The organism is Streptosporangium sp. NPDC048047 (assembly GCF_040653115.1).
Taxonomy (GTDB): Bacteria; Actinomycetota; Actinomycetes; order Streptosporangiales; family Streptosporangiaceae; genus Streptosporangium.
On sequence record NZ_JBEZNH010000099.1, the window covers coordinates 1 to 13227 of the forward strand.

Annotated in this window: 15 protein-coding genes; 8 read left to right on the forward strand and 7 right to left on the reverse strand. The window is 69.4% G+C overall.

Going from position 1 to position 13227, the window contains the following annotated elements; all coding sequences use genetic code 11:
• Positions 1-485: GNAT family N-acetyltransferase (locus tag AB0D67_RS38115; RefSeq protein WP_362947021.1), on the forward strand; the 485-nt coding region annotated here is incomplete at its 5' end.
• On the opposite strand, the gene AB0D67_RS38120 is transcribed toward AB0D67_RS38115, so the two are convergent.
• On the reverse strand, positions 473-643 hold the full coding sequence (locus AB0D67_RS38120; RefSeq protein ID WP_362947023.1) for a hypothetical protein: 171 nt from the start codon (positions 641-643) through the stop codon (positions 473-475). The genes AB0D67_RS38115 and AB0D67_RS38120 overlap by 13 nt on opposite strands.
• Before the next feature lie 121 nt (positions 644-764).
• Here AB0D67_RS38120 and AB0D67_RS38125 point away from each other — a divergent pair, with 121 nt between their 5' ends.
• Positions 765-2003: a hypothetical protein gene (locus AB0D67_RS38125; RefSeq protein ID WP_362947026.1), complete on the forward strand. Its 1239-nt coding sequence runs from the start codon at positions 765-767 to the stop codon at positions 2001-2003.
• A gap of 121 nt (positions 2004-2124) precedes the next feature.
• Here AB0D67_RS38125 and AB0D67_RS38130 read toward each other — a convergent pair whose 3' ends face one another.
• Positions 2125-2481 carry a helix-turn-helix transcriptional regulator gene (locus tag AB0D67_RS38130; RefSeq protein WP_362947028.1) on the reverse strand — a complete coding sequence of 119 codons (357 nt, stop codon included), beginning with the start codon at positions 2479-2481 and terminating at the stop codon, positions 2125-2127.
• Positions 2482-2526: 45 nt separating this feature from the next.
• The gene (locus AB0D67_RS38135; RefSeq protein WP_362947031.1) at positions 2527-2844 is read right to left on the reverse strand and encodes a hypothetical protein; all 318 of its coding nucleotides are present in this window, start codon (positions 2842-2844) and stop codon (positions 2527-2529) included.
• 264 nt (positions 2845-3108) lie between these two features.
• Here AB0D67_RS38135 and AB0D67_RS38140 point away from each other — a divergent pair, with 264 nt between their 5' ends.
• From AB0D67_RS38140 to AB0D67_RS38150, 3 genes are read left to right on the forward strand one after another with little or no spacing between them, the layout of a single operon-like run.
• Complete coding sequence (locus tag AB0D67_RS38140) at positions 3109-4152, forward strand: sensor histidine kinase (RefSeq protein WP_362947056.1); 1044 nt, start codon at positions 3109-3111, stop codon at positions 4150-4152.
• Positions 4153-4157: 5 nt separating this feature from the next.
• Complete coding sequence (locus AB0D67_RS38145) at positions 4158-4844, forward strand: response regulator transcription factor (RefSeq protein ID WP_362947034.1); 687 nt, start codon at positions 4158-4160, stop codon at positions 4842-4844.
• A 36-nt stretch (positions 4845-4880) separates the two neighbouring features.
• Entirely contained in the window at positions 4881-6227 is a 1347-nt protein-coding gene (locus AB0D67_RS38150; protein ID WP_362947037.1) for a nitrilase-related carbon-nitrogen hydrolase, read from the forward strand.
• A 154-nt stretch (positions 6228-6381) separates the two neighbouring features.
• On the opposite strand, the gene AB0D67_RS38155 is transcribed toward AB0D67_RS38150, so the two are convergent.
• Positions 6382-6675, reverse strand: coding sequence for a hypothetical protein (locus AB0D67_RS38155; protein WP_362947038.1), 294 nt, complete (start codon positions 6673-6675; stop codon positions 6382-6384).
• Between the two features lie 235 nt (positions 6676-6910).
• Positions 6911-7513 (reverse strand): TetR family transcriptional regulator, encoded by a 603-nt coding sequence (locus tag AB0D67_RS38160; protein ID WP_362947041.1) that lies wholly within the window; start codon positions 7511-7513, stop codon positions 6911-6913.
• A 75-nt stretch (positions 7514-7588) separates the two neighbouring features.
• Between AB0D67_RS38160 and AB0D67_RS38165 the strand changes: the two genes are divergently transcribed.
• Positions 7589-8419 (forward strand): class I SAM-dependent methyltransferase, encoded by an 831-nt coding sequence (locus tag AB0D67_RS38165; protein WP_362947043.1) that lies wholly within the window; start codon positions 7589-7591, stop codon positions 8417-8419.
• A 144-nt stretch (positions 8420-8563) separates the two neighbouring features.
• Entirely contained in the window at positions 8564-8965 is a 402-nt protein-coding gene (locus tag AB0D67_RS38170; protein WP_362947045.1) for a hypothetical protein, read from the forward strand.
• A 123-nt stretch (positions 8966-9088) separates the two neighbouring features.
• Here AB0D67_RS38170 and AB0D67_RS38175 read toward each other — a convergent pair whose 3' ends face one another.
• Both AB0D67_RS38175 and AB0D67_RS38180 read right to left on the reverse strand, forming a co-directional pair.
• On the reverse strand, positions 9089-10474 hold the full coding sequence (locus AB0D67_RS38175; protein WP_362947048.1) for an alkaline phosphatase PhoX: 1386 nt from the start codon (positions 10472-10474) through the stop codon (positions 9089-9091).
• A 430-nt stretch (positions 10475-10904) separates the two neighbouring features.
• Entirely contained in the window at positions 10905-11981 is a 1077-nt protein-coding gene (locus tag AB0D67_RS38180) for a hypothetical protein (protein WP_362947050.1), read from the reverse strand.
• 711 nt (positions 11982-12692) lie between these two features.
• On the opposite strand from AB0D67_RS38180, the gene AB0D67_RS38185 reads away from it, so the two are divergent.
• On the forward strand, positions 12693-13227 hold a 535-nt coding region (locus AB0D67_RS38185; protein WP_362947053.1), incomplete at its 3' end, for a cellulose-binding domain-containing protein.

Consider the following 13227-nt stretch of genomic DNA (forward strand, 5'->3'; position numbering starts at 1 on the left):
CAGAAACAGGATCACGCGAAGGGCGGCTCATACACCACTTCGCTGGACGTGACCCCGGGCGATGGCTGACACCTTCCGGCCTTGTTGAAGCATGGGTGGTGGTCGAAGGCTCTGACGTCGTCGGACACGTGGGGCTCTCACAGCTGGACGCGGCAACGCTTGAAGCGCCTCTCACCCGGGCCATCGGTGCGCCGGCCGGTCCGGTCGGATCGATCACTCGGCTCTTCGTCACTCCTCAGGGACGAGGCCACGGGCATGCCACTCGCCTCCTCGACGTGGTCGGCACGAAGGCCGCCGCTCTAGGAATACCTCTCGTGCTCGACGTGTCCGACGACGGCCACGCGGCCATCTCCCTGTACGAACGTGCCGGATGGCGACGTGTGGCGAGCGCCCGCGCCGAGTGGCTGAACGCGGCGGGCGAAAACGCTCTGCTGCACTACTACGTGGGTCCTGGGGCAGCGCGGAAGCCGGCTCAGAGCGAATAGACGCCGAGCCCTGCCCTGAGAATGTTCTTGGCCGCGTTGACGTCGGCGTGCGCGGACCTGCCCGCACGCCGTACATCGGGACTCGCCTGGGTGACGCGGTTCTTCGCGGCGCGGTGACCGCGACGGGCGTGTGTGCGGGAGGTGTCGTGGGGATCCACCGCGGTTTCCGCGGCCCAGAACGTTCACGATCAGAAGGTGTGCGGCGCGGCTCGGACTGTCGGTGCGGTGGGCCATACTCCGCCGAACCAGGATGATCATCAACAGGGCGAAGGCGTTGACATGGCACAGTTGCTGCGAAGGCTCGACGACGAGGTCTACGTCGAGTACAACACGTTCGGGCTGGACGGCACCGACCTGCCGGGGTGGAGCTCCCCCACCGACGAGATCTACCACTTCGTCGCGGCCGTGCGGCTGGAGGCCTGGGATGCCGAGCCGGGGCCCGCGGACGCCTCGTGGACGCCGGCCGATTCGGCGACGTTCGTCGCGGAGAGCGGCGTGGTCGCGATCATCTCGATGATGGACGGCAAGGGACATGACTTCCTGATCGGGCCGCCGCATTTCGAGTACGGCGTGCACATGTACCTGCGTGAGCCCGAGCCGGGCGACGGACATGCCACGGGTGAGTGCGATGAGACATGGCTGCTGAGGTTCTGGCCGATTCGGGATGTCTTCGACCCGATCACGCACGCGGCGCCGTTCTCCTATATCGCACGCGGAGTGCTGTACTACTCGATCGACCTCGAGCCCGAGCAGCTCGTGCAACCGCCGGCGCGACGGGAGGTGCCGGTGCCGGTCTCGGCGGTGGCGGACTGGGTGTCGCTGCGCCCGGACCAGGACCTGGACACCTTCGACGGCTGGCTGCGCAGGTTGAGCCGCAGGGCCGAGGACAGGGGCGTCACCGTTCACGAGTCGCTGCGCGAGGCCGGGGTCGACATCGAGGACGGAGCGGAGCTCACCCTGGCCTCCTGCACCCCGCCGCGGGCGCGTGCGGGGCGGTTCAAGGATCCGCTGATCGACCTCTACTACGCCGAGCGGGCACGGCGGGGATCGTTCCCGGGCGAGGATCGGCTGCGCGAGTACGCCGACGGCGAGCGCATCGCCAAGGAGTTGTGCCACCGCGACACCCGGACGTTCTCTGTGCCGGTCGAAGGCCGTGGCGCCCTGTATGTACCCCCGGGTGTCAGCCGCCGCGTGTGGCGGTGGGAGGACGACATTCTCGGCGGCGAGCTCATGGACGGCGGCCTGATAGTGGATCGGCAGGTTCTGGCCAGGAACCCGTGGACCAGGCAGGTCCTCGTCTCCGGCATCGTGACGGTCCTGCGCCAGGACCACGATAGACGCGGCTGTGGCGACACCGTCTGGTACGTGGTACGCGACGCCGAGCCGCACGAGGCGGCTCGGGTCCTGTGCGCGGAGGCCACCTGGGAGGAGGATCCGGATCAGCGCCGGGCCTTGGACGAGGTGGCCAAGGAGAAGCTGATCGACCTGCGAGCCACCTACAGAAGCCGGGATGTGTGAGGAGCGGGCCTCGCACCCCCTGACGCTGACCAGTCCCGAGCAAGCCTGTCGCGACGGAGACGGTACCGCGCAAGGGGCAACGGCGGCCTCCAGACTGAGCCTCGAAGTGGCTGCCTGCGACTTATGCGGTCGTGAGCTGTCGGTGATGCACCGTTAGAGGCTCGATTTCAGTGGTGTCGTCGTCGACGACGAGCTCGACCCGGAACCGAACTCCCATTGCCGCACCGAGGCGCAGCAGAGTCGCTATATCCGGGATACCGCCACCGCCCTCGATGCGAGACAGGGCGGGTTGGGACATCCCGGAGCGCTCCGCCACGACCTTCTGAGACAGGCCTCGACGCCTACGGATCTCACGCAACTGGTCTCCGAGCTTCAAGTCACGGCCCGCCTGCTCGTATTCGGAGTGAGGCTGCGCATCCGCTTCCATCTCACGCAGACGCTTCGCCTTGTAGGTTTCCCAACGGCTGTGGCCCATCATCCGCTCCTCTCGAACACGTGCGTGGTGGTCAGGTCATGCTCTGTCTCACACCGCTTCTTGGCAGCGATCGCCCGGTTGGTATCGACGGTCTGCGTCCCATCCTGTGTCCTGCGGAAGACCGTCAGGACCACGATCACCTTGTTGGATGGGCTTCCAGAAGGTCAACCGCCAGGTCGTGCGGTCGAGAGAAACACGCAGCTCGTGCACACCGTCGGCATCCTTCAGCTTCTTCACGTGATCCACAGCAGGGATGCCCCCGGTGACGAGGTGGTCGTCTACGTTCCGCATGACTCGCTGGTAGAGCGGAAAGGAAAGTCCGCCCAGCCAAGACTCCGGCTCCAGGTCGATCTCCCACCGAGACATACCATCAATAATATATGCACTCGATGGTAACCCGTGGTGGGGTGAATGCCAGGCGTGCCTCGCCCCCACTCTTCGATCTTGACTGCTCGTCCAAGTCCTCCCGCGCAATGTTGATCATGTACCAGATCCGTGGCCGGAATGATCACTCTTGAGAGTGAGGGCGGCGGGCGGACGGATCCGGATAATGGGCGGATGTTCACAGCGGGCCGGACTCACAGGGCGGTTGACGGGGCGCTTACGGCGGGCGTGGTCCTGGCCACGGTGATGCCGCTTCTCCTGCCCGCCCCCGCGCCGTGGTGGATCATCGGGCTGGGGTTGCTGGCGTCGGCGCCGGTGGGGTGGCGCAGGCGGGCGCCGATGGCGGTGGCGGTGGTGGTCGGGGCGGCGATGTCGGTGCTGGTGATGTGGGAGAAGCCGTTGCTGCCCTTCGGGCCGCTGCTCGCCGTCTACACGATCGCCGACCTGAGTCCCACGTGGAAGAGGTTGGCGGCCATTCCGGCGATCGTGGTGGCCGTGGGGACCTCGTTGGTGCTGCCGGGGGAGAACGACGAGACCTTCCGGCTGGTGGGGACCGCCTTCGTGGCCGCCTACGCACTGGGCACCAGTGTCAGGGCGAGCCGCTCGCGAGCCACCGAGCTCACCGAGCGGGCGCGGCGGCAGGAGCAGGAGCACATCGCGGCGGCGGCCGAGGAACGCACTCGGATCGCACGCGACATGCATGACATCATCACCCATTCCGTTGGGCTGATGGTGGTCCAGGCCGAAGCCGGGCCGGTGGTGGCGCGCAGCGATCCGGACAGGGCCGAAGCGGTTTTCGATGCGATCGCCGACAGGGGAAGAGGCGCGCTGACCGAGCTCCGGGAGGTGCTCACCAAGCTGCGGACCCCCGGCGAAGGCAGCGGGCCGGTGGGCGGCCATGCCGACGAGCGCCTGAGCGAGTTGCTGTTCCAGCCACGTCTGGCCAACCTCCCCGCGCTGCTCGGCCGCAGCGGTCTGGATGTGGTGAGCACGACCGCCGGTCCCCCGCGCCCGGTCCCCGAGAGCGTCGAGGCCGCCGTCTACCGGATCGTTCAGGAGGCGCTCACCAATGTGCGCAAGCACGCCGGTACGCGTGCCGTACACGTCGCTCTGACCTGGGGGGAGCGCCTGACGGTGGAGATCACCGACGACGGGCGGGGGCCGGGCGAGCGCGGCGGGTACGGGCTGGCCGGGATGCGGGAACGCGCGGCGGCATGCGGCGGGACGCTCAGGGCCGGGCCGGGGCGGGCCGGGGGGTTCACGGTGAGAGCCGAATTTCCGCTTGAATAGGCCGCATGTTGCGGGTGCTCATCGCCGACGACCAGGACCTCTTCCGCGCGGCGTTCGGGCTGATCCTCGGGGCGCAGCCGGACATGGAGGTGGTCGGCGAGGCCGCCGACGGTGAGGAGGCGATCGCCGCGGCCAGGCGGCTCCAGCCGGACGTGGTCCTGATGGACGTGCGCATGCCCGGTAAGAACGGCATCGAGGCGACCGGGGAGATCTGCGCCACCACCGCCGCCAAGGTACTCGTGCTGACCATGTTCGATCTCGACGAGTACGTCTACGACGCGGTCCGGGCGGGAGCGAGCGGTTTCCTACTGAAGGACATCCGGCGTGACGAGCTGGCTCACGCCGTCCGTACCGTCGCCTCGGGTGAGGCCCTGCTGGCCCCGGCGGCGACCAGGAGGCTGCTCGAGGACCTGGTGCGCAGACCCGCCCACGGCGTCGTCCCCCGGCTGGCGGCGAGGCTGGACGCACTGACCGAACGCGAGCGCGAGACGCTGAGGCTGGTCGCGCACGGTCTGTCGAACGCGGAGATCGCCGCCGCGCTCGTGGTCACCGAGCACACGGTCAAGACACACGTCAGCCGCATGCTCACCAAACTGGACCTGCGGGACCGGGTCCAGGCCGTGGTGCTCGCCTACGAGTCCGGGCTGGTGGTCGCCGGCAGGAGTGACAACGGAGATCACACCCGCGGATGACGCGCCCGCGGGGTGGGGAAAAGCACGATCATCGGCATGGAACGCATCCTCCTCACCCTCGCCTCCGCCGTTCTGACGCACTTCGGCACCGGTCTCCATCCCGTCTGGTGGCTCACCTGGCTCGCGCCGCTCCCCGTCCTGTTCCTGGCTCGCCGGGCGGGCGGAGGTACGACCTTCGCCGCCGGGACGCTGGTCTGGCTCATCAGCCAGGCGCAGATGTGGCCGTACTTCACCGGACCCCTTGAAATGCCACCCGTACTGGCCGCCGCCTTCATCGCCGTCCCCGCGCTCTGTTACGGCTTGGGCGTGCTGCTCTTCCGCACGCTGATCGTGCGCGGCAGGCCGCTCCTGGCGGCGTCGGCCGTACCGGCCGTCTGGGTCACCACCGAATACGTCATGAACCTCGCCGCACCGCACGGCGCCTGGTGGAACCTGGCGTACACGCAGGCCGACTGCCTGCCCGTCCTGCAGACCGCCTCGGTCACCGGGGTCTGGGGCATCACCTTCCTCCTGCTGTTCGTGCCCGCCTCCATCGCGGTCCTGCGGCCACGCGCCGCGGTGATCTCGGGTGTACTGGTCGCGTTCACGCTCACCCACGGTTTCGTGCGGCTCGCGACGCCTGCCGACACCGGGGGACGGAAGGTCGCGCTGATCGCGACGGACGACTCCCAGGATCTCGTCCGCCGGTACGGCGAGGCCGTGGACGCCGCGGTGGCCCGCGGCGCGGAGATCGTGGTGCTGCCCGAGAAGGTCTTCAAGACCGCCGACCTGCCGTTCGCCAGACCAGGCGCGGAGGTGGTCGCGGGGATCGCCATGGAGACCAACAGCGCGGTGAGCTACCCCTCCGGCGTGCGCTACGACAAGCACCACATGATCCCCGGCCTGGAGGACAGGTTCCGGCCCGGCACCGGCCTGGCCTTCCTCGACGGCGGTCGGCTCGGCGTCATCATCTGTAAGGACCTGGACTTCCCCGGCCTGGTCAGGGAGTACGGCAAGGCCGGCGTCACCGCCCTGCTCGCGCCGTCCTGGGACTTCGACGAGGACGCGTGGCTGCACAGTCGCATGGCGGTGGTGCGCGGCGTGGAGAACGGCCTGGTGGTGGCCCGCGCCGCACGCGGGGGACTGCTCACGGTCAGCGACGGCCGCGGCCGGATCGTGACCGAGCGCCGCACCGGCATGACGGGCATGACCACGGTCACGGCCACCCTGCCTCGGGAGGGCACGGCCACCCTCTACACCGCCCTGGGAGACTGGGCCGCCTGGGTCGCGGCGGGGTTGCTGCTGCTCGCGCTCGGTGCGTCGGCCCGCCTGCCCCGCTCTCCCCGAACTGTCGCCCCTTCGGGGCGGGACGAGGCGGACGAGGGAAGAGCGGAATTCAGCTGATCGGATAGGCGTCTTCCAGCTCGCGCCGATCGGCGGGGAGCACAGCCTCCACCATTGCCGGTGCCGTACCCGAGGCGTCCCGAACCGTGCCGTAGACGGCCGGCAGCAGGGGGTCACGCCGTCGCTCTGATGCGCTCGGCTCGTGTCGGGATGTCTACGGGGTTTCGCCGGTTGCGCCACGCTCTGTCGAGCCGGACGCCGCTTGGCCGATCTCCTTGGTGGCCGTCTTCCGGCGTTTACGTTCAGTGAGGAACTCGCTGAGGCCGTTGATCCAACCCAAGAACACCGTGTAGCCGATGACGCTCTGCCAGTCGAAGACCGTACTCAGGGGCCAGAGATCGTTGTTATAGAGCCATAGCGCGAGGAGGCTCAGCAGAAAAGCTCCGGCGGCACCTTGCCCGAGACCCCGAAGGCCCACTCGCCATAAGGGAGCTTGCTCATCTCGCACGCTCGGCCTCTTTTGTCTCCCAGGGGAACCCGGTTCCGTATTGATCACGCTACCCGAGCCAGGGCCGTACGTGACTGGGGGAACCGAAACATCCTGAACCGGTACTACCCTCAAGATCGCCTGATGACGGCTGATCCTCGTGCATGACTACAGCCTCAGCTTCTGGCTGAGTCCACTCAGCTCGTCGGCCTGCTTCCGCCGTGATCCTGCGGTGAGCGGTTCGCCGCTGGGCGGTCTACAGCAGTCGTCTCTGCATGACGTCGGCGATGACCGTGGTCACGACCGTGTCGACGGCTCCGATCTCCGGTGGGGCGTCCTCCCTGCCGGCGAAGAGCAGATGCCCGGCCCCGATCAGTGAGAGCGCGAGCGTGTCGACGTCGGCGTCGGCTGCGATACGGCCCATCTCGCACTCGTCGTTGAGATAGGAAGCGAGCATGGCCGTGGCTTCCGCCAGGACCGGGATGCCATGGGCCGGCCTGGCTCGGCGCAGCCGTACGCGCAGTTCGTCCCGGAAGATGACGAGGCTGACGATCGCCACCGCGACGGGGTCGAACAGGTCTATCAGCGCGCCGGTGAGGTTACCGGCGACGGTGCCGGTCCCGGCGGATTCGCGCAGGGCGGCGGCCTGATCATCGATTCGGACGATGCGGTCCTGCACGAGCTCGGTGAGGAAGGCGTCGAAGTCGGGGAAGTGCCGGTGCAGGACGCCCTTGGCGACGCCCGCCTCGATGGTGACCGCGCGGCTGGTCAGCGCGTTCGGCCCGTCCTGGAGCAGGACGCGCTCGGCGGCGTCGAACAGTTGCCGGCGCGCGTCGCGGATGTGCACCCCGGTCGGCACCGCACATCCCTCCTTACGCTCACTGCGAAAGGCTACCCGATTGTCAGGTGGGCACACGCCCACTATGGTGGGCGCATGCCCATTACATCGCAGGAGCAATCACGCCCTTCCGGGAACGATCCTCACAAGGCCCGGCAGATGGCGGAGTCGTTCGGGGTGGACGCCGAACGCTACGACCGGGCCCGGCCCCGTTATCCCGACGCCCTGGTGGAGCGGATCATCGCCGCCGCCCCCGGTCCCGACGTCCTCGACGTCGGCTGCGGCACCGGCATCGAGGCCAGACAGTTCCAGGCGGCCGGCTGCACGGTGCTGGGCGTCGATCCGGACGCGCGGATGGCCGAGTTCGCGCGGCGCAGCGGGATCGAGGTCGAGGTGGCGACGTTCGAGGCATGGGATCCGGCCGGCCGATCGTTCGACGCGGTCATCGCGGGCCAGTCCTGGCACTGGGTGGACCCGGTCGTCGGCGCGGTCAAGGCGGCCCGGGTGCTGCGGCCCGGTGGCCTGCTGGCGGTGTTCGCGCACGCCTTCGCCCCTCCCCCCGCCGTCGCGGAGGCCTTCGCCACGGCCTACCGGCGAGTGGTGCCCGACTCGCCGTTCAACGGCCGGCCGCCGAGGCAGGCCACGGACGTCTACCAGACGATGATGGCCACGTTCTCCGACGGAATCCGCGACGCGGACAGCGGGTTCGGCGACCCGGAGCAGTGGCGGTTCGACTGGGAGCAGCCCTACACCCGCGATGAATGGCTGGACCTGCTGCCCACGACCGGTGGCCTCACCCGGCTTCCGGCGGACAGGCTGGCCGAGGTGCTGGCAGCCGTCGGGACCGCCGTCGACACGATCGGGGGCCGTTTCACGATGGCCTACACCACGCTGGCGGTCGCCGCGGTGAAGACCGGCGCCGTCTGACCCACCGCCCGCACGGGACAGGACCGGCGTGTGCGCTGTCAGGTGTTTCCGGAGCACCATTCCCCGGCTCGACAGGCCGGGTTTCGTGGGGCCGTGGGTCCGCCGCGTTCAGCAGCCGCCGCCCGGCAGCGGATACTGATGGCCATGACGTCGAATGACACGAGGTCCACAGGCCCGGGGATGCTCACCGCGCTCGGCGTCGTCTGGCTGACGGGAACGCCGGTTCTGGCCGTGCTGACGTTCGTGAACGGCTTCGCACTGGCCGGAACCGAACCGAGCGACGCCGGGCTCGCCACGGTCTTCGGAGTCGCCACCCTGGTCCTCGGTCTGGGAGCGCCGGTCGTCGGTCTGGTCGCCGCCCTCGTGCTGGGCAGCAGAAGCGGCATCGTGATATACGGCTTGATCGTCCTCTTGGCCGGGATCTTCCTGCTTCCCGGCATCGCGTCCGAACTCAGAGGACGCCTGGCCCCCGTGCCCAGCACACCGCTGCCTTCCGGCTACTGCCCCGAGTACAGCGGTGGCGACAGCGACTGTCCCGGGGGCTGACGAGACGAGAGAGGCGAGGAGACCGGCCGGCCGGGCAGGCGTCCTCCGAGTTCGTGCCGGGACGCCGGACGGTCGTTCACGCCGGGATGCCGGACGGTCGGATGGCGGCGTACCGGTGAGTGCTCAGGTGCGCTTCCACGGGCCGGTGATGGCCAGGACGTGGCCGGGCGAGTAGATGTTGGCGAACAGGATCGAGCCGTCGCCGTTGAAGGTGGGGCCGGAGAGCTCGCTCTCGCTGGCCTCGTGGCGGGCCAGCAGGTAGGGGACGCCGTCCCGGGTCACCCCCACCAGATGGTTGTAGCCCTCGCCGTCCTCCGCCAGGATCAGCCCGCCGTGCGGCGACAGCGTGATGTTGTCGGGTCCGTCGTAGCCGGTCGCGGGGTCGGGGTTGACGCCGAAGATGGTCTTGAGGGTGGCCGTGCCGGTGCGGGGGTCGTAGAACCACACCTGGCCGTCGTGCTCGCGGGCGCTGCCGTCGGAGGCGCGGGCGAAGCTGGAGACGAAGTACGCGCCGCCCTCGCCCCAGTAGGCGCCCTCCAGCTTGTGGGCGCGGGTCACCTGGTCGTTGGTCAGCTGACGGCGGATCGAGGTGGTGCGGGCGTCGCGGTCGGGCACGTCCACCCAGCGCACCTGGTAGGTGGTGCCCGGCCGGGTGGCCTCCGACAGGTCGTTGACGTGCCTGCGGCCCTCGTAGCAGCTCATCACCTGCAGCTGCCCCGCGGTGTCGCCCCCCGGGGACAGGGCCAGCGCGCGCAGGGCTCCCTTGCCGCCGCGGAAGCGCTGCGGGGGGAGCCAGCGGTAGTACAGGCCGTTGGGGCTGTCGGCGTCCTCGGTGAGGTAGACGGCGTAGGTGAGCGGGTCCACCGCGACGGCCTCGTGCGCGTAGCGGCCGAGGAACTTCAGCGGAACGGGGTCCAGGTTGGCCTCCTGGTCGAGGGCGTGCACCTCGAAGACGTAGCCGTGGTCCTTCTGAAGCGGCCCGGTCGCCAGGTACTCCGCCTCCTCGCAGCTCAGCCAGGAGTTCCACGGGGTACGGCCGCCCGCGCAGTTGTTGAGCGTGCCGGCGAGGCTGACGTACTCCCTGACGCGCTCGCCGCCGGCGGTGAGTTCGATGGTGGTGGTGCCGCCGCGCGCACCCGGGTCGTAGGTGAGGCGGGGCAGCGTGGGCACGGCGTAGGGCTCTTCGAAGACGATCTCGTGGTTGCACACCAGCGCCCCGCCGCCACGCCTGGCGAACCAGGCCATGCCGTCGGGGTCGCTCGGAGTGGGCTCACCGCTGTCCAGCAGCGTCACGCCCGCCTCGGCGACGATCCTGTACGAGAACCCGGCAGGCAGGCTGAACAGCCCCGCCGGATCGGGGACCAGCGGGCCGTACCCCTGGAGGGTGCGGGTGGCGGCCCGGGCGGTGCCGGTCTCCGCGATGGCCTCGATGCTTCCTGCGAGAGCGATTCCCAGACCCCCTGCGGCGCTGCGGCCGAGGAACGAACGACGGGACACCGGTGCTGACATGGGGATCGCCTCCAGTAGCGAGAGGTATTACCGAACGGCGAGTCATCACCGCCGCGCTCGCTACATGTTTCGCACATAAACAATGAATGAATCTAGAATGAACATGGAATAAACCTATTTTCTGGGGGTGGCTGATAGGGGCCCCTACCGAACGGTCGCCGTATGCCGCCGGACAGCGCGACGGGGGCCGCCGCGGCTGTCCGCGACCGGCCGGACACCCAGCTCAACGCCTTATGAGGCGTGATTCACGCGCTTTCCAGGCCGTCGGCGCGGGTTCGGTTCCCGTCACCCGCTCCGGGCACGTGAGACCGGGCCGGAAACATATCCCCTATCCGGGCATCGATCGTCTCCACGGTCCTCACCCGCCCGCCGGATCGACCGCTCATGAGAAGTCGCGAAGCGGCCCGAGACACCGCTCCGGCCCGTGCGATCAGGTCGCGGCCAGCGGTGCGCCGATCTGGATGTCGAAGTACGCCACCAGGTCGTCCCCCTCGACGGCGCCCCGGCTCGCATCGATGATCACGACCGTTCCGGCCACGATGCCGGTGAAGCCTGTGCCGGATCGCCGGGACCGTTCGATGCGCTCCGTGACGGGACGGCGGACCGCCTCGGTGAGGAAGGTGAGGCCGTGCGGGAACTCCTCGGCGATCGGGTGCCGTTGCCGCCCCGACTCGATCAGGCTGCCGATGCCGAACCGGGCCGTGATGATCTGGTCACCGCGGAGGGTGACATGGAAGTAGCCGTTCGACCGGACGCGGTTGCAGCTCTGCTGGGGTGGATAGAAGCAGTCGTAACCACCGGCCAGAAGATCATCGACAGCGGAGCCCATCGTGGTCGCGTAGTGCTCGGAGCCGAACGGCCAGCGCCGTACGGAGGCGTCCCGGGCGGTGACGACCAGTCCGTTGTGCCCGTCGTAGCCGTAGTCCGCGTGCGCGTCCCGCCACCGTGTCCGGGGGACGCCGTCACTCGGCCGCGTCATACGGGTCTCGAGGTCGAAGTCGTCGATCTCCTGCCGCACACGGTCACCGGCGCCGGGCCAGACCGCGGTCAGCGCCGGCGCGGCGGCCGCGGCGACCTGGTCGGTCTCGCGGCCGGCGCGGGCGGGCGGGAACCACGCCCAGGCGAGCCGGTCGTCACGGTCGAGCAGGAACTGCGCCACCTGCGGCTGGACCGTGTCCGCCTCGTCGCGGCGGCCGATCCGGCACCACAGGGCACGGCCGTCCGCATTGGCCCGGACCTGCGCACAGAACCAACCGGCCTCCCGCAGTGGCCGGGTGAGAGCCCCTGGCGCGCCGCCGGCCGGGACCGGTTCGGCCCGCGAGCTCTCATCCGCCGCGGCGTGCTCGTAGACCCCGGCGGGCGGCAGCGCCGGCGGCTCCTCCGATCGGGTGCAGCCCGTCAGCGTGAGCGGGCCAAGGCACATGAGCATGAGGACGGCGGCGAGCATCCGGCGGAGCGGCCGGTGCCGGAATACGGGCGCGGAGGACGGGCGGGACACGGGGTTCATCGAAGCCGTCACCTCCCGAGTCGGCAACTCCGGCCACCAGGCGCGGCCGGCACGTCCTGGTCGCCACCGGGCCCGCCCGCCCGATCGGGACCGTGCCCCGAGACGGTATCTCCCCTTTGGTGTGCGGCATCGTTCGCAGGCCCGGCCGCCCGATCGGGACCGTGCCCCGGGAGGTGAAACTTTCAGGGTGGCCCGCCCGGAGCGTTGCGACCACTCCCAGGAAAGGGACGGTGAACCCCACGCGGGGAGGCGAGGAGCCCGGGGCGGGACTTGACGCGGCCCGGCGGTGTCGGGTTTGCTCCGCCTCACCACCACCCAGAGAACACCACCGAGAGAAGAGAGTCAGTCGGCGAGATAATGTTAACGCTAACATCAATGGTCGTCCTCAAACATCGGGTCGAGGTCGTCATTCGCGGCCGGGTACGGCGACGCCACGAGCGGGATTCCGTACCGCCACCTCCGCCGAACATTCACGGGAATATCGGCCGGAATGCGGCTCTCCGCATTCGGAACGCTCGCGACGGCCTTTCCGGTCGACCGCGGCTGAGCACTCCGGGAAACACCGGTGCTGGTGACAGGGGCACGGGGATCTCCTCCCGCCGCGCCCACGGCGGTTCACCCAGGCGCGACTGAGACCGGCTCGTGAGGGCGCCGGGATTTTCATATGAGCGTTGACGGCTTCTCATCGCGGAAAACACCCCAGGAGTGCGCATGAAAATCCCTCGTTTCCGGCTCTGGCTCGCCGCCGGGGTCACCACCGTGGTCGGCGTGGCCGGCACGGTCGGCGCGGTGAACGCACCGGCGGCCAACGCCGCCGCCGGATGTCGCGTGGACTACACGGTGACCAACCAGTGGCCGGGCGGCTTCGGCGCGAGCGTGAACATCACCAACCTCGGTGACCCGATCAACGGCTGGAAGCTGACCTGGTCGTTCTCCGCCGGGCAGACCATCACCCAGCTGTGGAGCGGCTCCCACACCCAGTCCGGCTCCCAGGTCACCGTGTCCAACGTGGACTACAACGGCAGCCTCCCCACCGGGGGCAGCGCGAACTTCGGGTTCAACGGCGCCTCCACCGGCAGCAACCCGGCGCCGACGAGCTTCGCCCTCAACGGCGTGACCTGCACCGGCGGCGTGACCTCTTCGCCCAGCCCTTCCACCAGCCCCTCCACCGGCCCGTCACCGTCGGTCACGCCGACGTCCACGCCGACGTCGCCCGGTACGTGCAACCTCCCCACGAGCTACCGCT

Bases quoted from the DNA above. Each gene is read 5' to 3' on its own strand.
- AB0D67_RS38165 (WP_362947043.1), top strand. From the start codon at position 7,589: ATGCCCATTACATCGCAGGAGCAATCACGCCCTTCCGGGAACGATCCT.
- AB0D67_RS38130 (WP_362947028.1), bottom strand. From the start codon at position 2,481: ATGATGGGCCACAGCCGTTGGGAAACCTACAAGGCGAAGCGTCTGCGT.
- AB0D67_RS38180 (WP_362947050.1), bottom strand. From the start codon at position 11,981: ATGAACCCCGTGTCCCGCCCGTCCTCCGCGCCCGTATTCCGGCACCGG.
- AB0D67_RS38140 (WP_362947056.1), top strand. From the start codon at position 3,109: ATGCCGCTTCTCCTGCCCGCCCCCGCGCCGTGGTGGATCATCGGGCTG.
- AB0D67_RS38175 (WP_362947048.1), bottom strand. From the start codon at position 10,474: ATGTCAGCACCGGTGTCCCGTCGTTCGTTCCTCGGCCGCAGCGCCGCA.
- AB0D67_RS38145 (WP_362947034.1), top strand. From the start codon at position 4,158: ATGTTGCGGGTGCTCATCGCCGACGACCAGGACCTCTTCCGCGCGGCG.
- AB0D67_RS38170 (WP_362947045.1), top strand. From the start codon at position 8,564: ATGACGTCGAATGACACGAGGTCCACAGGCCCGGGGATGCTCACCGCG.
- AB0D67_RS38135 (WP_362947031.1), bottom strand. From the start codon at position 2,844: ATGTCTCGGTGGGAGATCGACCTGGAGCCGGAGTCTTGGCTGGGCGGA.
- AB0D67_RS38125 (WP_362947026.1), top strand. From the start codon at position 765: ATGGCACAGTTGCTGCGAAGGCTCGACGACGAGGTCTACGTCGAGTAC.
- AB0D67_RS38150 (WP_362947037.1), top strand. From the start codon at position 4,881: ATGGAACGCATCCTCCTCACCCTCGCCTCCGCCGTTCTGACGCACTTC.